This is a genomic window from Halovalidus salilacus, from assembly GCF_031852275.1.
GTDB lineage: Archaea > Halobacteriota > Halobacteria > Halobacteriales > Natrialbaceae > Halovalidus > Halovalidus salilacus.
On sequence record NZ_CP134700.1, the window covers coordinates 2320035 to 2337980 of the forward strand.

The following is a 17946-nucleotide window of genomic DNA, read 5'->3' on the forward strand; positions in this document are numbered from 1 at the left end:
TACAAAACTCGACCGGTGTTGACAAACCGCTCGGCGAAGAGTATCACGACACTATCGGCGTGAACGTCCCTCTAAACGGCACGATCGACGACCAGTGTGTCAACGGAACATGCGTTTCGTTCAACACGACGGATCGCATTCGCCCGGGCACCGGGAACCGATCCTCCAGCGAGAATCCGCTCAGAACCCATTCGAACGCCCACAGTTATGCCTCGAGCGCGTGACGCTCGAGGCATGCACGTCGAACGCGACGACGGAGTGATGCGAATCACGTTCGATCGACCGGACGTCCGCAACGCGCTGACGAAAGCCCACGCCCTCGAGTTGGCGGAGGCGATCGCCGACGCGGCGCCCGAGGAGGACGACGCGATCGTGCTGGCGGGCGAGGGCGACGTCTTCTGCGCCGGCGGGGACGTCGGGGACATGCAAGGCGGCGAGAGCCGCGAGGACCCGCAGGCGGCCTACGAGGAGGTCACCGAGACGTTCGGGCGGATCGTCGAGGCGATGCTCGAGTGTCCAGTGCCGATCGTGGCGAAGGTTCACGGCGACGCGGTGGGCGCGGGACTGGCGATCGTCGCGCTCTCGGATATCGCCTACGCCGCGGCGAACGCGCGGTTTTCCTGCGCGTTCGTCCGCGTCGGCCTGATCCCGGACACGGGCGGAACGTTCGTGCTCCCGAAGCTGATCGGCCTGCGGGCGGCGAAGAAGCTGGCCTTTACGGGCGAGTTCGTCGACGCCGAGCGCGCAGCCGACCTCGACCTGGTCAACGAGGCCGTTGCGCCCGAAGAACTCGACGACCGCGTCGAGGAGACGGTCGAGCGACTCGTCGCGCGGCCGACGACCACCATCGGGCTGATGAAGCGAGCGATGCACGAAAATCTGGATCGCCACTGGGCGGAGGCGCTCGACTACGAGAACCTCCTGCAGGTGCAGGCGCTCACCTCCGACGCCCACGAGGAGGGCGTCTCGGCCTTCCTCGAGGGGCGGGAACCGGCGTTCGAGGAGTACTGATCCGTCTCCCGGAGCGATCGCCGATTCGAGTCAGTAGTCGGGTATTTCCATGCCAGCGCAAGCACCAGCGACTTGCTCGCATTCGTGGTGGTTCCCATCGTAATGTGCGCACACTTCGACGAGAACGACGAGGGAAAGAAAGTCGTCAACGCGGACGGCGACGAGGTCGGCATCGTATCGGACGTCGAACACGGGACGGCGTACGTCCAGCCCGACCCGGGAATCACGGACACGATCAAGTCCAAACTCGGCTGGGGCGGAACTGACGAGGACACCTACCCGCTGCAAGAGGAGGCCGTCGCCACCGTGACCGACGACGAGATCCGCCTCGAGAGGGAGATCACGGACACCGGAATGGGAACCGACTCCGGAATGGGAACCGACTCCGGAATGGACACCGATACTGGCACCGACCGAATCGGCGACCGAGACGAGGATCGCGACCGGACTCGCTAACGCCGGTCCCGCTCCGCAGGCGGTACGATCGCACCGCACCGTTTCGTCACCGTTCGCTTCTTTCCGTCGGATCGGCGGACTCACCCCGGTCGACCGCCGTTCGAGATCGCCAACCGCGCAGGACGAAGTCTCAGCGTCGCTACTCGGACTCCTCGTCGGAATCCTCGTCCTCGTCGCTCGAGACGTCGATATCTTCCGTCGAGTACTCGTCTTCCTCGTCGCCCTCGTCGCTCCGCTCGTACCCCGACTCGGGTTCGCGGCCCGAGGATTCGTACCCGCCGGACCGCACGCCGCCGGCCTCGCCGCCGTGACCCTGCGTAACCGGCTGTCGGCGCGATTCGCGTCCGCCGGCCTCCCGCGATGACGGTTCCCCTCGCTGTTCGCGCCCCTGCTGGTACCGGTGGCCCTGCTGTGATTCCTGCCCGTATCCGGACTGACCGCCGGTTCGACCGTACTGCTGTTCGGTCCGTCCGTACTGCTGTTGCCCCGATTGACCGTGCATCGATCCTCCTTCCTGTTGACCGTACTGCTGCTGTTGGCGTTCGGGCTGACCGTACTGCGTTCCTTGCCCAGTCTGCCCGCTCATCTGACCGCCCATCTGACCGGTTTGACCGCCCACCTGATTGGACCGTTCGAACTGGGAACCGGTCCGGGACTGCCGGTGGCCGCCCGTCCGGTGCTGGTGGCCGCTCATCCGGCTCTCGCTCTGACTACGACCGCTGCCGATCTCCGAACCGCCGATCTGTCCGCGTTGCTGGCCGAACTCGTGGTGCTGGCCCCCGCCCTGACTCTGCTGGGACCATCCTCCGGTCTGGCTCCGCTGCTGACCGAATTGCTGGCCGGTCTGACCGCCCGCGTGGCCGCCCATCTGACCTCCTTGTCCGCCCACCTGACCGCTCATCTGACCAGTTTGGCCACCAGTTTGACCGCTCATTCGACCCGTCTGCCCGCCCATCTGGCCGGACCGTTCGAACTGGGTGCCGGTCTGGAACTGCTGGTGGCCGCCCATCTGGTGCTGGTGACCACCTGTTTGCCCAGTCATCTGGCCAGTTCGTCCCTGTTGTTCCTGCTGACCGGCCATCATCTGGGACGTCCCCTGTTGCATCCCTTGCATCCCTCGTTCCATCGCCTGCTCCATTCCGGGCACGACGGTTTCGACGCCCTGGAGGTAGTTTTGTAGCAGGGACTTCGTGATCTCGAGGCCCTGCCGCTGGGCGGTGTCCTGCCACTCGAGGGCGCTCAGCGCCATCCGCGCGGCGCTCTGCTGGACCTTCATCGCCTGCTCGAGCGCCTGCTGGCTCTGGTTGAGTGTCGTTTCCTGGAAGTTCGACGCGATCGATCGCTGCTGGGGTTGTTGGTCTGTCATCGGTGATTCGCGCGAGGAAATCGCTCCCCGTTCGTGACCGACGGCGACCGAGTTTTAGATAAAGGCGGTCGTCGGTTCCAGCGCGAAGGACCTCACCAACCGCGTGAAACGGTTCCGGCACGGCGATAAGGGGTCACAACGCGGGGATGTATACAATCTGACTAGAATGCCCCTGTCGCCCCCCGTGATCCGCCGTTTCGTCGGCAAACGACGGATTAGTCGATCGAAACAGACCCTTACGATCGCGGCTCTCGGAAGCGACGTCTCCGCCGACCGGTTTGCGTACCGAACGTTGGCGAACTCGACACCAACTCGGCGAAAGTCGGACGTGATTGAGGGCGTCGTAGGGCCCGGCGTGAATCGAATCGACGGCGATCGATCATCCGGTTCGACCGCGGTTACGTACCGGGTTCGCCGTGGGTCACCCCATCGCGCCGTTCGGCCTTCATCCGGCGCAGCGCCGCGCGGGCGTTGCCGGCGTCGTAGCCGAAGAGGACGTCATTCGCGTACGAGCCCGCGACCTCCGCGGCGTGGATGAGGTCGTCGACGTCGACGTCGACCGCGTACAGTTCGACGCTGAACGGCGTCTCGAGGCGGCTCTCGAACCCCTTCGCGATGATCTTGAGCCAGTAGGTGGTTCCGTAGGCCGTGTCGTACAGCGGGATCACGAACTCGTCGACGAGATCGGAGAGGGCCTCGAGGTCGAGGCCGGCGCGTTCGTGGAGGTGGCCCGGGTAAGGGTCGGGGTAGAGCGTCAGGTAGACGCGACCGGGGATTCGCTCGACGGCCCTCTCGACGAACGCGGTGATGACGCTCGCGCGCCACTCGAACCGGTCGTCGTACTCGCTTTCGGCGAACCGGCGCTCGCACTCGTCGCAGCGACAGTACTCGGGTCGGGGAAAGCCCACGTCGTCGAGGCGGACGTCATCGCTGGCCGCGACGCAGTCGTCGACGATCTCGAGCAGGCCCTCGCGGTACTCCTCCCTCGAGGGGCAGATGTAGGCCCAGTCGAAGTAGGGCTCCTCGCGCGTCGCCCGCCGCCCCTCGTCGTCGATCGGGACGAGCGACGGTTCGGCGTCCGCGGCGGCGTTGTCGCCGAAGCAGGAGACCATGTTGACCGCGTCCGGGAGCGGATCGGCGGACCGTCCGGTGACGTCTTTGACCTCGTAGAAGCCGCGGTCGAACTCGGGCCACCGTACTTCCTCCGCGTTACGCGTGACGACGCCGTACATGAGCGGTGGTACGACGCCGCACGGGTAAGCCGTTCGGTCTCGGGCGGTGTTCGGGGATCCGTACGGGTCGGGTCGCGTCCGGCCGTTCGGGTGGTCGCTCGTCGATCGGTTCACTCGGAGGGTTCGTAGTCCACTTCGACGTCGGAGGAACCGCCGGCGACGACTTTCCACAGGACGGCGATTACGGCCAGCGCGATCACGAACTTGATGGTTCGGGACATGGTCACGAGAATGTTCTATCGCTGACTACTTAGAGATTCTGGAGACTCTCTTCGAAAGCGACAGGTGTGCACGGAATCGTCCCCCACGGGAACGCTCGGACGGCGTCCACACCGACGCCGCGAGGGTGCGGTCGACTCGAAGCCGGCAGAAACCGGCGGTACCCGGCGTTTGCGCGCCGGTTACGTGTCGATCAGCGAGGCGATGTCGTCGCGGACGATCCGCTCGCAGTAGGAACACCGGACAGCGTCGTCGAGCACCTCGAACCGGGAGGTGACCGGTTCGTCGTCGCTCGTGATGCACCCGGCGTTCGGACACGACAGGACGCCCTCGACGACGTCCGGTCGCTCGACGCGGTGTTTCTCGATCACGTCGTACTCCCGGACGATGTTGATCGTCGCGTCCGGGGCGATCAGCGAGAGGACGTCGACCTCGTCCTGGCTCAGCTCCCGGCCCTCGACCTTGACGATATCCTTGCGGGCCAGCCGATCCGACGGGACGTTCATCCCCACGGAGACCTCCTCGCCCTCGCTCCCGTCGATGCCGAGGATCGCGAGCACGTTCAGCGCCTGACCGGCCCGAACGTGGTCGATGACGGTCCCGCTTCGGATCTTGCTCACGCGGAGCTTGTGGTTCGCGTCGTCGGTTCCGTCGTCGCGACGGTCGCTTCGGTCACTCATCCCGATCACCTCGAGTCGGTTCGCCGAGGAGCACGTCGAGCAGCGCCATCCGGACCGGCACGCCGTTGTGGGCCTGCTCGAAGTAGGCGGCGTGGTCGGTCTCGTCGATCTCGGGGGCGATCTCGTCGACCCGCGGGAGCGGGTGCATCACCGTGAGGTCGTCGCGGGCGTCCTCGAGCACGTCGGCGTCGATCTGATACTCCCCGGCCACCTCACGGTACTCCTGTTCCTCCGGGAACCGCTCGCGCTGGATGCGGGTGACGTAGAGGACGTCCAGCGACGGCAGGACCTCCTCGAGTCCATCGTGCTCGCGTACCGACGCCCCCTGCTGGTGGAGGTCGTAGACGACCTCTCGCGGAAGCTGCAGGCTCTCGGGGCTGATGAAGTGCTGGTTGGCGTCGAAGTTCGTCAGCGCGTAGGCGAGCGAGTGAACGGTTCGGCCGTACTTCAGGTCGCCCATGATCCCGATCGTCAGGTCGTCGAGCCCCGCGTTCTCGCGGATCGTGTAGAGGTCGAGGAGCGTCTGGGTCGGGTGGTGGCCCGCGCCGTCCCCGGCGTTCACAAGCGGCACGTCGACGAACGCGGCCGCCATCGTCGCCGCCCCCTGCCTGGGGTGGCGCAGGACGAGCGCGTCGGCGTAGCCCTCGATGACCCGGACCGTGTCCGCGAGCGTCTCGCCCTTCTTCACGCTCGAGGATTCGACTGATCCCATGTCGACGACGTCGCCCCCGAGGCGCTTCATCGCCGTCTCGAAGCTCATCTTCGTCCGCGTGCTCGGTTCGAAGAAGAGCAGTCCGAGGAGTCGGCCGTCGTGGCGGTGCGCGACGGCGTCCGGATCGGCGGCGATCTCGGCGGCGTGGTCGAGCACGGCTTCGATGTCCGCCCGGGAGAGTTGTTTACTCGTGATGAGGTGATCGTGGCGCATCTGTACGTCTGTTCGTGTAGGCTGTGCCGTTCCCCCTTGAATCTCTCCCTTCTCGGCGTCCGTCCGGAGCGTCGATCGGGACGGGCCAACGGCGCCGATCGACCGATCTATTCGAAGCGGAACCCGTAATCCGAGGGGGAACCCGAAGCCGCCGAAATCGGTCGCCGTACCCGACGGTGGGACGGGGAGTGGTTTTTATGATTTCACATAAATAATAGTGCGTATGGCAATCGAAAATCCGCGCGACCGGCAACGAGATCCGGGGCCGTCGGGAGGGGTGCTCGATCACGATCGGCCCGACGTGGAGGCGTACGCCGCGGTCGCCAGCGCGCTCAGGGAACGAGTCGACGGCGACGTGCGGTTCGACGAGTACACCCAGATACTGTACGCGAGCGACGGGAGCATCTACCAGGCCCGTCCCGCGGGCGTCGTCATCCCTCGCGACGTGGACGACGTTCGGGCCGCCGTCGCGGTCGCGGGCGAGTACGACGTTCCGATCCTCCCGCGAGGCGCCGGTTCGTCCCTCGCCGGACAGGCCGTCGGGCGGGGCTGTATCGTGCTCGACTTCTCGAAGTACATGAACGACGTGCTCGCGGTCGACGCCGACGCGAAGCGCGCGACCGTTCAGCCGGGAGTCGTCCAGGACCACCTCGACGCCCACCTCGAGCAGTACGGGCTCAAGTTCGCCCCGGATCCGGCGTCCTCGAATCGAGCGACGGTCGGCGGCGGGATCGGGAACAACTCCACCGGCGCTCACTCGGTCCGGTACGGGATCACCGACGCGTACACGGAGGAGGTGAAAGCCGTGCTCGCCGACGGGTCCCTCCTGCACGCGAGGGAGGTCGTCCTGGATAGCGAGGAGTACGAGGGGATCGTGGCCGGAGACGACCTCGAGGCGCGAATCTACCGGACCGTCCGCCGGCTGGTCGACGAGCACGAGGACGAGATCGCGGACCGCTACCCGTCGCTGAAACGCTCGGTGTCGGGGTACAACCTCCAGAAGGTCGTCTACGAAAACGAGGACGGCGAGGAGGTCATCAACCTCGCGAAGCTCTTCGTCGGCGCGGAGGGGACCCTCGGTGTGGTCGTCGAAGCGACGGTCTCGCTCGTGACGAGGCCGGAGGAGACGGCGCTCGCCGTCTACTTCTTCGAGGACCTGATCGACGCGATGGAGGCGGTCCCGGAGGCGCTCGAGTTCCCGGTGAGCGCCGTCGAACTGATGGACGACGAGGTGTTCCGGCTCGCCCGCGAGTCGGACGGCTACGCGGAGTACGCCGAACCGATTCCCACGGCGGCCACGGCGGCCCTGATGCTCGAGTGGGACGACGAACTCGTCGACGACTTCGAGGACGCGGTCGGCGAGACGAACGAGCGGTTCCTCGAGGAGGGGGGCGCGTTCGACGTCATCGAAGCGTACGCCGAGGAGGATCAGGCGGACCTGTGGAAGCTCCGGAAGGCGTCGATCCCGCTGCTCATGAGCCTCGAGGGGGACCCCAAACCGTACCCGTTCATCGAGGACGCGACGGTCCCCCCCGAGGAGCTCGCCGAGTACGTCCAGAAATTCGAGGCCGTCCTCGACGACCACGACACATCGGCCGCCTACTTCGCCCACGCCGGCTCCGGAACGCTGCACATCCGCCCGATCCTCAACCTCAAGCGGGGGGAGGGCATCGAGACGATGCACTCCATTACGGACGACGTGACCGACCTCGTGCTGGAACACCACGGCGCGTTCTCCGGCGAGCACGGCGACGGAATGGCGCGCACGGAGTTCAATCCGAAGATGTACGGCGACGACCTCTGGCGGGCGTTCAAGGAGTTGAAGACGGCGTTCGATCCCGAGTGGCTGATGCACCCCGGTAACGTCGTCTACCGCGACGGCCCCGAAGACCCGGGACCGGACTCCGATCGCGGGGTCGGCGCCGACATGCGAGAGAACCTCCGGTACGGCGCCGACTACCAGTCGCTCGAGCCCCGGACGACCCTCGACTTCGACGACGACGGCGGATTCTCCCACCTCGTGGAACTGTGTAACGGGTGTGGAACGTGTCGACAGACGACCTCGGACGTGATGTGTCCGACCTACAGGGCGTCGAAGGAGGAGATCCAGACGACCCGGGGGCGAGCGAACATGCTCCGAGCGGCCATCTCCGGCGAGCTTCCGCCCGAGGAGCTCCACTCGTCGACGTTCCAGGAGCAGGTGCTCGATCTCTGCGTCGGCTGCAAGGGCTGCAAGAGCGACTGTCCCACCGGCGTCGACCTGGCGAAACTGAAGGCGGAGGTGAAACACCAGTACCACCGGGAAAACGGGTCGAGCCTTCGGTCGCGGCTGTTCGGCGACATCGACCGGTACGCGGCGCTCGGGAGCGCGCTGGCGCCGCTCTCCAACGTCGGGCCGACGCTCCCCGGTGCGAGGCTGGTCATGGAGAAACTCCTCGGTATCGCGCCGGAGCGCGAACTGCCGACGTTCCGTCGGGAGACGCTACGGGACTGGTTCCGCTCGCGAGGGGGGTCGACCGTCCCGCGGGACGACGCCGCCGGGAAGGTGATCCTGTTCCCGGACACGTTCACGAACTACTGCTACCCCGAACCGGGCAAAGCGGCCGTCGAGGTGCTCGAAACGGCCGGCTATCGCGTCCTCGTTCCGGACTCCCTCGCTCCGAGCGGCCGCGCCGCATTTTCGACGGGCTTTCTCGACCGGGCCAGGGAGCACGCGAAGCACAACGTGCGCGAACTCCGGCCGTTCGTCGACAACGGGTGGACCGTCGCGTTCGTCGAACCGTCCGACGCGGTCATGTTCCAGGACGAGTACCTCGACCTCCTCGACGGCGAGGACGTCGAACTCGTCGCCGGATCGTCCTACGGTATCATGGAGTTCCTCGACGCCGCCCGCCTCGAGGACGAACTCCGGGTCGACGCGCCCGACGAGGCCCTCACGTACCACGGCCACTGCAACCAGAAGGCGACGAACAAGGACCACCACGCGGTGGGGGTCCTGCGCCGCGTCGGCTACGAGGTCGACCCGCTCGACTCGAGTTGCTGCGGCATGGCGGGGTCGTTCGGCTACGAGGCCGAGCACTACGAGCTGTCGCAGGCGATCGGTCGAATCCTCTTCGATCAGGTGGAACGGAGTTCGGGGGACGTCGTCACCGCGCCGGGGGCGTCCTGTCGGACCCAGCTCGGCGACCGCCCCGGGGCGTCGAAGCCGCCACACCCCGTCGAGAAGGTCGCCGAGGCGGTCGTCGGACCGAAACGGAGGGCCGACGACGACCAGGGGGCGTCGGACACGGCCGATCGGAGAATCGTAGCCGACGGCGAGTAGGGGACCTGGACCGTCGACCCCGATCGACTTCTCCGTCGGCGACCGGATCGTGGACGCCCGGATCCTCGCTGCGGAACCCTCGGCCCAGGGCCGTCAGCTCCCGACGGCCATCGCGCGGTCGACGACGTCCTCGCCGTAGCGCTCGGCGAGGTCGTCTCGCTGGTCGGGTCGGTTCTCGTAGACGTCCTGGAACAGCGCGACCGGTACCATCATCGCCTGGTACGTCGCCTCGTCCCACATTCGGTCGGAGCTCACGTCGACCTCGACGCCGTCGATACGGATCGTCGCCGACCGCGTCATGGCGATCGCACCCCGTCCAGCCTCCTTCGCCTCTTCGAACTCCTCCATGGAGTCGACGACGTCGTTCATGCTCGGAACGTAGTCCACGAGGGCGAGCAGTTCCTCCCGAAGCTCGTCCTCGTCGGCGAGACGCCGTTCGTCGCTTCCGACGGTGAGGACGTAGCCGTCGCCCGCCCCCTCGAGGGAGATCCGGTCGCCGTCGTAGACCTCGACGCCGTCCTCGCGCTCGAGTTCGACTTCGCGGCCGCCCTCGTCGACGAGCCAGTAGCTCTCCTCGGGCGGGAGCGGCCCCCAGTTCGCCTCGACGACCTGCCCCGGCGTCAGCGACCAGATGCCGGTCATCCCCTTGGCCTGGTTCTCGGTCATCCGCTCGCGGTAGCCCTCGACGTCGCGGATGTCGTCGTAGGGGCCGTCGACCGCGATGAGGCCTGCCGCGCTCGCAGCCCGTGAGGTGTTGTGCCGCAGTTCGGCCCACGGCGGCAGGGCGCCGGTGGGCGTGATGGCGCGCATGTCCTTGGTGTAGTCGACCTCGCCGTCGACGAGCAGAAAGAGGCGCTCCAGGTTGTTGTCGGGCTTGCCCATCTCGTCGCGGAGGCGCTCCATCGCGAGTTCGGCCGCCCCGCTCTCGACGATGACCGACATCGCGAGGCTCCCCTCCTCGAGATCGTACTCGTGTTCGACGATTGTGATGAACTCGTCGGCTTTCTTCCAGTCGTCGATGCCGCCGACCTCCGGGATGACGAAGCCGTCGACGTGGTCGACGGCGCCCTTCTCGGGATCGGCGATCGTCAGCATGTGCTGAAAGCCCCGGTACCGGGTCCCGGGGTCGTCGCGGTGCCAGACGACGCGGGGGTGGATCTCGCCGGGGAAGTCGGCGCCGCCTTCGGCGACCACCTCGGCGACGTTCTCCGCGCCCTCGTCGCGCATGCTCGGCGCCGTCGCGTCCTCGTTGTCCGGCACCCAGACGTCGGGCGCTTGCATGCCGCGGAGCCCGATCGCACCGCGGAGTTTCTTGGCCGGGTCGTCCTCCCCCTGCTCCGCCGTCGGCGTCGTGAAGAACGTCCGGACGAACGCCCGATCGTGCTTGCGTTTATCACTCATACACGGTCGTGGTATCACCCGATCGGTATTAAAGGTAATCGGGAAAATGTCGGGGCGGAGGCGCGTCTGACGCCGCCTCGGAAACCCGAGCGGCTCCCCGGTCGGTCGCGTCGAAGGTACGGCGCTCTCGCCGGCCGATCGATCGCGAGGGGGCGTTCGGCGCTTCGAACCGCCCGAAAACCGGGAAAAGGGAGTCGAGCGGCGTCAGAACAGGCCGGGGAAGAGCACGTAGCTGAACAACATCGCGAGGACCCCCACTCCGACCGTGTAGTAGATCAGCGGGATGAGATTCAGCCGCATGACGCGACCCTCCTGGCCGACGAGCCCGACGGTCGCGAGCGCCGCGACGACGTTGTGGATCGCGATCAGGTTACCGATCGCACCGCCGACGGCCTGCGCGCCGACGATGATCTGGATCGGCAAGCCGAGTTGCTGTGCGGCCTCGAGCTGGAAGCCCGAGAAGGTGATGTTCGACACCGTGTTGGAGCCGACCATGGCCGCGGCGAGCGCGCCGATGAGCGCCGTAACCGCGGGATAGGCCTGCCCGAACGTGTTCGCGGTCGCCTCGGCGAGGACGACGATCATGCTCCCGTCTTCGGGTGCGCCGGGGTGGGCCCCCGAGTTGATCATCACCTGCACCATGGCGATGACGAAGACGAGGGCGATGAACGGCGCGACGAGCTTCTCGGCGGCCTCCCGCCACGCGGCGGAAACCTGCGCGCCGTCCATTCGCAGTATCGGAATCGCCACGAGCGCGCTCACGACGAGCCAGAAGCCGGGCGAATTCATCCAGGCGATGTCGTTTCCGAGGCCCGTCCCGAGGATGGACGACCACTCGACGATGAAGCTGGGTTCGTTGATGAACGTCGAGATCGGGTCGACCGCTCGAGTGACGACCAACAGCACGACGAGCAGGACGTAGGGGGACCAGGCGCGCAGCAGCGACATCTCCGAGCCGCGAACGACGCCGCCGTCGGCCACCGCCGGCCGCCCGGGGTCGCCCGATCCGGTTCCGTTCTCCCCGGGTTCGATCGTCCCGACCCAGTGGTCCGGCCACTCCTCCTGCGGCGGGAAGTCCCACTCGGTGTCGGGGAGGAGGTACCCCGCGCGGAGCACGCCGACGACGACGGCACCGCCGACCATCGAGCCGATCAGGCTCGGGAACTCGGCGGTGAAGAACCACGCCGAAATCCAGTACGGAATCGCGAAGGAGATGCCCGCGAACAGACAGAGCGGCGCCACCTCCCAGGCCGGTTTCAGCGATCGGGTATCGCGATCGCCGAAGAAGTACACGACCATCCCGACGGCGAACAGCGGCATCGTGAACCCGACGAGCGCGTGGTACGTCGCGGCCCAGGCGGCCACCTGCGTGGCGAACTCGGGCACCGTGTAACCGCCCCCGGCGAGCACCTCCTCGTAGCCGCCCGCGGAGAGCGGATCCTGGATCCCGACGATGATCGGCGTCCCGACGGCGCCGTAGGTCACCGCGATGATGTGGCCGATGATGGCGGCGACGACCGCGGCGAGCGCCGGGAAGCCGAGTCCCAACAACAGCGGTGCGACGACCGCCGCGGGCGTCCCGAAGCCGGCCGCCCCCTCTATGAACGTCGCGAGGAAGAACGCGAGCAACACGACCTGCACCCGACGATCGTCGCTAATCGACACGAACCCCCGATTGATGCGGTCGAAGGCTCCGGCGTGCATGAGCGTGTACAAGAGCACGAGCGCTCCGAAGACGATCCAGAGGATCTCGAGGGCGGTCATCACGCCCACGATGGACGCGGCGGCGACCCAGTCCGGCGGCATTTGCCAGACCGCGAAGCCGATCACGGCCGCGGAGAGCCAGGCGATCGGCATCGCTCGAGTCGCGGGCCAGAGGAGCCCGATGAGGAGCCCCGCGGTGATCAGGAGCGGGACGGCCGCGAAGAAAACCTCGACGGCGCTAACCATCTTACCACCACCCCCTCGGCGTCGCGATACCTCCCGCTCGGCGCCGATCATTGTGTGTCATTATCAATCGCATGGTATGGCGCGGCGTATCACATATATCATATTAAATCCACCGGATGTCTTCGATCGTGAACTATCGCCTCGTTTATACGGTATGGCGAGTGCGCTCGAGAGTGCGGGCACCGAGCGGGAGCGGTCGACCGACGCGGAACCGGCCACCGACGGGTGATCGTCGGGAACGCGCTCGAGGGGGTAACGGGCGGTCGGAGAACCAGGTAGCCGATCGGTCGTCGAACTCGGTCGGAGCGGCGATCGGACCGGTTCCGATGTCCGCCTCGCTCGGCCGATATCCGGCCCCTAACCGCGCCACGCCGCCGCCTTCGCACAAAGCAAAGAGTTATGCGGGCCCTGCAGCAATTATTTACAATCGCATGGCGGGACGGCTCGAGACCGGAATCGACGTGCTCGATCGGAAGCTCGACGGCGGGCTTCCGCCGGGATTCGTCGTCGCGTACACCGCCAGTCCGGCGAGTCAGTCCGAACTCCTCCTCCACGAACTCACCGCCGCCCGCGGCACGCTCTACCTGACCACCGAGCGCACGGACGACGTCGTCCGCCACGCCATCGAGTCCTCGCAGGCGAAAGTCGGCAGTCCGACGGTCAGGTACGTCTCGAGCGACGACCCACTGACGGAGGCGACCCGACTCATCGGCGCCCTCCCCGACGGCGCCAACCTCATCGTCGACACGATGGACGCCCTGGAGCGAACCGACCGCGAGGAGTACCTGACCTTCCTCAACGACCTCAAATCGCAAATGCTCGAGACGGGGAGCATCGCCATCCTCCACTGTCTGACCGGGCGGGACGAACCGATCAACCGGACGCAGACCGAACACGTCGCCGACGCCGTCTTCGACCTCCAGACGAAGGTCTCCGGCACGCAGGTCGAAAACCACCTCGCGATCCCGAAGTTCCGCGGCGGTGGCCAGCCGACCGACGTGATCAAACTCGAGCTGACCGAGGCGGTCGAGATCGACACGAGCCGGGACATCGCCTGAACGGTCCGGGTGGGAACGCGCGGCTCAGAACGGGCCGACGAAGAGGACGACGTAGCCGGCGACCGCGACGGTGGGGACGAAGACGACCGCGAATACCACTTTGTTCCAGTTCCAGACCGACTTGCCGTCGAGCGGACCGAACGGGAGCATGTTGAACGCCGCCAGGAACAGGTTGATCCAGACGCCCATCTGGCCGACGACGCCGAAGATGCCCGGCAGGAGCGAGAGCGGGAGGAAGAGCGCGGCCAGGCCGTGGTTGGTCAGCGGGCCGGCGAGCGCGATCATCGCGTTCTCCCGCTCGCTCACGCGTCCGCTGTGGTAGACGGCCCCCGGCGCGGCGAAGAGGAAGCCGACGAGCGCGCTCATCAGCGCGACGAACAGCATCCCGTAGTCGGCGCGGAACTCGGCGACCTGCCCGTACCGGACGGCGACCACCTTGTGTGCCAGTTCGTGGAGCAGGAACGCGACGCCCACGGTCACGAAACTCAGCGCCGCCATCGTGAGGAGGCGTCCGACGTCGACGTAGGTCGTGCTGATCGGCGTCATGAGGATGGCGAAGGCGAGGCTCAGCGCGACCCAGGCCGCGGCGAGGTCGAACAGCTCCTGGTCGCTGAACGTCAGCGGGGCGGTTCGATCCTTCCCGGTTCGGACGCTCATCGAACGATCACCCGCATCGTCGAACGCGGTCGCGACGGCGGAATCGTCCCCCTCATCAGAAGCCGATCACTCCGAGGAGCAACTCGAGGCTGTTCTGCGCTCCGCGCATCAGTTCGGCGATCAGCGCGTCGACGCCGCCGATCTCGGTGCCGAACCACGGGAGGACGACGACGGGGAACAGGAACGTCCCGATCATACTGCCGACGTTGGTCATCGCGACGATCATGATGAGGCGGAACAGCGGCACGTCGAGCATGTCGGCAAACGCCTCGTCGAACGGCCGATCGGTGTCGTCGAGGATCTCGTTGAGCGTGTTGATGTCGCGAACGTTCACCGGCCTGTGTTTGAGTTCGACGTAGCCGGCGAACCACCCGGGGGCGAGAAGCGGGTTGATGCTCGTCAACCAGGCGACCGCGCCGCCGACGCCCGCGCTCGTCCAGCGCGCCCCCGCCAGGCGGGCGAGGGAGAACGAGAGGATCCCGTTGAACAGCACCCACGCGATGAACAACTGGAGCAGGAGCGTGTTCCTGACGCCGGCCATCAGCAAGAGGAAGAAGAAGCCGACGAAGCCGACCATCAGGAGGTAGCCGAAGACCTTCGCGATCGAGAACCGCCGCCCTGAGGCGGTCTCGGAGATGGACTCGAGCGGCGGCAGTTCCGCTGGATGTGCGAGGTAGCGTTCGATCCCCGCCCTGTGACCGGCGCCGACGACGGCGAGCACGTCGTACCCCTGCTCGCGCAACCGGTGGAGGTGGTGGGCGATGTAGGCGTCCCGTTCGTCGATCAGGGCGTTGGCCCCGCGGGGGCTGAACTGGCGGAACTCCTCCATCATCGCCGCGACCACGTCGCCGTCGGTCATCTCCTCGATGTCGATCTCATCGATCTCCTCGACGTCGCCGCCGAGGGCCTGGAGCACCAGCCCGAAGACCCCGCCGAAGAGGACGCCGACTCCGAGCCCCGCGAGCACGCCGACCGTCCCGCGGAGGACGTAGCCGCCGGCGCTCTCGAAGGTGCCCGCCGAGAGCGGTCCGACGAACGTTCCCGTGGCGACGAGGCCGAGACAGGTGGCGAGGCCGATGGCGACGCCGGCGCCGAGTCGAAGGGCGAAGCCGCTCGAGCCTCCGTCGTCGGCTCGCTCGAGCGAGGGGAGAAAGAGCCCGCCGATCAACAGGCCGGCGATGATACCGAGGCCGGCGGCGCCGACGTACCTGAGGGTCGTCGGCTCGGCCAGCCCGAGCGTAAAGAGGTCGCCGACCCCGAGCAGGGGGGCGAGGAACGCCCCGACGATAAGCCCGAGGAACGCGCCGAAGGCGGCCCCGAGGGAGAGGCCGACCGTCCGGGGGTCGGTGACGCCGAGCGCGAGCCCGCCGACCATCCTGACCTTCTCGGTGAGCGTGAGTCGGGTCCAGAAGCGCTGGATCGTCACCTGGATGTCCCGGTCGACCAGCGCGACGCTCGCGCCGTTCCGCTCGGCGGCGTCGATCGCCGCGCGCATGTCCGCGCCGGGTTCGATGTCGAACTGATCGCCGAGCCTGGACTGGACGTACGAGAGCATCCAGTAGGCCAGAAACTGAAAGACGGTGTTGCCCGAGAGGAGGTCCTCCGCTTCGATGTCGTCCGGCGTCCCGCCCTGCATCTGGCGGTACCGCCCCTCGTCGAGTTCGACGGCGACCACGTCCGGGGACTCGCGGTCGACCGCCTCGTTGACTTCGTCGACGCTCTTCTTGGAGACGTGGGCCGTGCCGAGCACCGTGACCGACCCGCGTCCGCCCCCGGAGCCGGAGGGCTCGGGCGGCTCCGGCACGTCGACGTCGCCTGCATCGCTCATTACCGGCCAAACTCGGCCGCGGCTTTTACCAGTATCGGACTCGCTACCGGACGGTTGGGGTCCGGCGGGCGGTTCGAGCCGTCGGTGATCCCGTCGCGACACACCTATCAGGCGCCTCGAGCAACCTCCGCCGATGACCGACCTCATGGAGACCTACGTCGAAAACCGCGAGATGGTTCAGCCGAATCACGCCAACACGCTCGACTCGGCCCACGGGGGACACGTGATGAAGTGGATGGACGAAGTCGGCGCGATGAGCGCCATGCGGTTCTCCGGGGAGAACTGCGTCACCGCCCGCGTCAATCGGATGAACTTCGAGCGCCCGATCGCCGTGGGCGACACCGCCTTCATCACCGCCTACGTCTACGACGCCGGCACCTCGAGCGTCCGCGTCCGGATCATCACCGAGCGCGAGAACCTCAAGACGCGAGAGCGGGAGCGGACCACCGAATCCTACTTCGTCTTCGTCGCCATCGACGAGGACGGCGCGCCCACCGAGGTGCCCGAACTGACCGTCTCGAGCGAGCGGGGGAAACGGCTCAGACGAAAGGCGCTCGAGGGGGCCGCCGGCGAGGAGTGATCGCGCTCGGCGACCGCTCGATTCTCGTACCGGCATCGATCCCGCGAGCGACGGACGGCGATCCAGCGAGCGCCGGACGGAATTCAGCGTTTCACCAGGCCCGAGATCGCTCGGATCCGCGACCGCGAGTCGCGGTCGTCCGATCGGGCGTTTCGAGCCGGCGCGGGCGCCGATTCGTCCGATCCGCTCGGTTCGTCCGCGCCGCGGATCGTCCTGTACCCGGCGTACGCCGCCCCCGCGAGGAGGCCGGCGCCGAGCGCCGCGCTCGTCGACCCCCCGCGCTGGGTGAGTCGCGTGTAGAGGCTCGTCTCCGCGACGTGGCCCTCGTACCCGCCGCGCTCCTGAAGGTCGCCCGCGGGAGACTCGAGCGCGTTGGCGTCGTTCGGGAGCGACGGTTCGTCCTTTCGCTGGAGGTCCGTGAAGACTGCCTCCATGATCGTGTCCATCAGGCCCGAGGCCCACTCGCCGAGCAGGACCATGCCCTTCCCGCCCGCGCCGACGGTCACGTCCCGCCGGGGGTGTTCGGCGGCGTCGAGGATCGCCCGCGCGACTGTCTCGGGCGCGTAGACCGGCGGCGGGAGCGTCGCGGCCTCGTCCATGTAGTTCTTCGCGTGCTCGGGGTACGGCGTGTCGATCGAACTCGGTTTGACGAGCGTCACCGAGATCGGCGCGCCCTCTTCCTCGAGTTCCATCCGCAGGGCGTCCGTGAACCCCTTGACGGCGTGTTTCGACGCCGAGTAGCTCCCCTGGAGGAGGATGGCGCGGTCGGAGACGATGCTCCCGACGTTGACGATCGCGCCGCCTTCACCCTCCTGGCGCCCCTTCAGGCGCTCGGCGGCCTCGAGCGAGCCGTAGAGCACGCCCCAGACGTTGACGTCGAACTGCTCGCGCATCTCCTCGACCGGGACGTCCTCGAGTCTGCCGTAGATTGGGATCGCCGCGCCGTTGACCCAGGTGTCGAAGCCGCCGAACGCCTCCTCCGCCGTGCGGGCGATCTCTCGGACGCCGTCCCGGTCGCTCACGTCCGCGACGACGGAGGCGGCGCTCCCGCCTTCGGCCTCGATCTCTTCGGTCAGGGTGCGTAACTCGTCCTCGCTCCGCGCGGCGACCACGACGTTCGCGCCGCGGTCGGCGGCCATTCGGGCGGTGGTCAGGCCGATCCCCGACGTCGCGCCCGTGATCACGATCGTCTGCTCCTCGAGGGGTTTCAGTTGCACGCTCATAGTGTATCGTGTCCGACGCGAGGGCGACGATCGTCTTG

At 67.2% G+C, this 17946-nt stretch carries 14 protein-coding genes; 5 read left to right on the top strand and 9 right to left on the bottom strand.

Annotation, left to right across the window (positions count from 1 at the left end; all coding sequences use genetic code 11):
* The first annotated feature begins 234 nt into the window (after window positions 1-234).
* Both RJT68_RS11600 and RJT68_RS11605 read left to right on the top strand, forming a co-directional pair.
* The gene (locus tag RJT68_RS11600) at window positions 235-1011 is read left to right on the top strand and encodes an enoyl-CoA hydratase/isomerase family protein (protein WP_407036720.1); all 777 of its coding nucleotides are present in this window, start codon (window positions 235-237) and stop codon (window positions 1009-1011) included.
* A gap of 102 nt (window positions 1012-1113) precedes the next feature.
* Entirely contained in the window at window positions 1114-1467 is a 354-nt protein-coding gene (locus RJT68_RS11605) for a hypothetical protein (protein ID WP_407036721.1), read from the top strand.
* Window positions 1468-1606: 139 nt separating this feature from the next.
* Here RJT68_RS11605 and RJT68_RS11610 read toward each other — a convergent pair whose 3' ends face one another.
* From RJT68_RS11610 to pyrB, 4 genes are all read right to left on the bottom strand, one after another.
* A complete protein-coding gene (locus tag RJT68_RS11610; RefSeq protein ID WP_407036722.1) occupies window positions 1607-2833 on the bottom strand; it encodes a putative sodium/potassium/calcium exchanger in 1227 nt (408 codons plus the stop codon).
* A gap of 398 nt (window positions 2834-3231) precedes the next feature.
* On the bottom strand, window positions 3232-4065 hold the full coding sequence (locus tag RJT68_RS11615; protein ID WP_407036723.1) for a hypothetical protein: 834 nt from the start codon (window positions 4063-4065) through the stop codon (window positions 3232-3234).
* Window positions 4066-4466: 401 nt separating this feature from the next.
* A complete protein-coding gene (gene pyrI, locus RJT68_RS11620; protein WP_407036724.1) occupies window positions 4467-4964 on the bottom strand; it encodes an aspartate carbamoyltransferase regulatory subunit in 498 nt (165 codons plus the stop codon).
* Complete coding sequence (pyrB, locus tag RJT68_RS11625) at window positions 4957-5889, bottom strand: aspartate carbamoyltransferase (RefSeq protein WP_407036725.1); 933 nt, start codon at window positions 5887-5889, stop codon at window positions 4957-4959. Before pyrB ends, pyrI begins: the two co-directional genes overlap by 8 nt.
* A 223-nt stretch (window positions 5890-6112) precedes the next feature.
* Here pyrB and RJT68_RS11630 point away from each other — a divergent pair, with 223 nt between their 5' ends.
* Window positions 6113-9211, top strand: coding sequence for an FAD-binding and (Fe-S)-binding domain-containing protein (locus RJT68_RS11630; RefSeq protein WP_407036726.1), 3099 nt, complete (start codon window positions 6113-6115; stop codon window positions 9209-9211).
* A 93-nt stretch (window positions 9212-9304) separates the two neighbouring features.
* Here RJT68_RS11630 and aceB read toward each other — a convergent pair whose 3' ends face one another.
* Entirely contained in the window at window positions 9305-10612 is a 1308-nt protein-coding gene (gene aceB / locus RJT68_RS11635; protein ID WP_407036727.1) for a malate synthase AceB, read from the bottom strand.
* A 204-nt stretch (window positions 10613-10816) separates the two neighbouring features.
* Window positions 10817-12562 (bottom strand): L-lactate permease, encoded by a 1746-nt coding sequence (locus tag RJT68_RS11640; RefSeq protein WP_407036728.1) that lies wholly within the window; start codon window positions 12560-12562, stop codon window positions 10817-10819.
* 431 nt (window positions 12563-12993) lie between these two features.
* On the opposite strand from RJT68_RS11640, the gene RJT68_RS11645 reads away from it, so the two are divergent.
* Window positions 12994-13620, top strand: coding sequence for an RAD55 family ATPase (locus tag RJT68_RS11645; RefSeq protein ID WP_407036729.1), 627 nt, complete (start codon window positions 12994-12996; stop codon window positions 13618-13620).
* 24 nt (window positions 13621-13644) lie between these two features.
* On the opposite strand, the gene RJT68_RS11650 is transcribed toward RJT68_RS11645, so the two are convergent.
* Window positions 13645-14277, bottom strand: coding sequence for a zinc metalloprotease (locus RJT68_RS11650; RefSeq protein WP_407036730.1), 633 nt, complete (start codon window positions 14275-14277; stop codon window positions 13645-13647).
* Between the two features lie 55 nt (window positions 14278-14332).
* Window positions 14333-16105 carry a TraB/GumN family protein gene (locus RJT68_RS11655; RefSeq protein WP_407036731.1) on the bottom strand — a complete coding sequence of 591 codons (1773 nt, stop codon included), beginning with the start codon at window positions 16103-16105 and terminating at the stop codon, window positions 14333-14335.
* 133 nt (window positions 16106-16238) lie between these two features.
* On the opposite strand from RJT68_RS11655, the gene RJT68_RS11660 reads away from it, so the two are divergent.
* The gene (locus RJT68_RS11660) at window positions 16239-16685 is read left to right on the top strand and encodes an acyl-CoA thioesterase (protein ID WP_407036732.1); all 447 of its coding nucleotides are present in this window, start codon (window positions 16239-16241) and stop codon (window positions 16683-16685) included.
* A gap of 83 nt (window positions 16686-16768) precedes the next feature.
* Here RJT68_RS11660 and RJT68_RS11665 read toward each other — a convergent pair whose 3' ends face one another.
* On the bottom strand, window positions 16769-17908 hold the full coding sequence (locus RJT68_RS11665) for an SDR family oxidoreductase (protein WP_407036733.1): 1140 nt from the start codon (window positions 17906-17908) through the stop codon (window positions 16769-16771).
* Window positions 17909-17946: the final 38 nt, after the last annotated feature.

What these genes read in the sequence shown, in the direction of transcription:
- RJT68_RS11605 (WP_407036721.1), top strand. Translation starts at nt 1,114, where the DNA reads ATGTGCGCACACTTCGACGAGAACGACGAGGGAAAGAAAGTCGTCAAC.
- RJT68_RS11665 (WP_407036733.1), bottom strand. Translation starts at nt 17,908, where the DNA reads ATGAGCGTGCAACTGAAACCCCTCGAGGAGCAGACGATCGTGATCACG.
- RJT68_RS11660 (WP_407036732.1), top strand. Translation starts at nt 16,239, where the DNA reads ATGACCGACCTCATGGAGACCTACGTCGAAAACCGCGAGATGGTTCAG.
- RJT68_RS11600 (WP_407036720.1), top strand. Translation starts at nt 235, where the DNA reads ATGCACGTCGAACGCGACGACGGAGTGATGCGAATCACGTTCGATCGA.
- aceB (WP_407036727.1), bottom strand. Translation starts at nt 10,612, where the DNA reads ATGAGTGATAAACGCAAGCACGATCGGGCGTTCGTCCGGACGTTCTTC.
- pyrI (WP_407036724.1), bottom strand. Translation starts at nt 4,964, where the DNA reads ATGAGTGACCGAAGCGACCGTCGCGACGACGGAACCGACGACGCGAAC.
- RJT68_RS11645 (WP_407036729.1), top strand. Translation starts at nt 12,994, where the DNA reads ATGGCGGGACGGCTCGAGACCGGAATCGACGTGCTCGATCGGAAGCTC.
- RJT68_RS11650 (WP_407036730.1), bottom strand. Translation starts at nt 14,277, where the DNA reads ATGAGCGTCCGAACCGGGAAGGATCGAACCGCCCCGCTGACGTTCAGC.
- RJT68_RS11655 (WP_407036731.1), bottom strand. Translation starts at nt 16,105, where the DNA reads ATGAGCGATGCAGGCGACGTCGACGTGCCGGAGCCGCCCGAGCCCTCC.
- RJT68_RS11630 (WP_407036726.1), top strand. Translation starts at nt 6,113, where the DNA reads ATGGCAATCGAAAATCCGCGCGACCGGCAACGAGATCCGGGGCCGTCG.
- pyrB (WP_407036725.1), bottom strand. Translation starts at nt 5,889, where the DNA reads ATGCGCCACGATCACCTCATCACGAGTAAACAACTCTCCCGGGCGGAC.
- RJT68_RS11610 (WP_407036722.1), bottom strand. Translation starts at nt 2,833, where the DNA reads ATGACAGACCAACAACCCCAGCAGCGATCGATCGCGTCGAACTTCCAG.
- RJT68_RS11640 (WP_407036728.1), bottom strand. Translation starts at nt 12,562, where the DNA reads ATGGTTAGCGCCGTCGAGGTTTTCTTCGCGGCCGTCCCGCTCCTGATC.
- RJT68_RS11615 (WP_407036723.1), bottom strand. Translation starts at nt 4,065, where the DNA reads ATGTACGGCGTCGTCACGCGTAACGCGGAGGAAGTACGGTGGCCCGAG.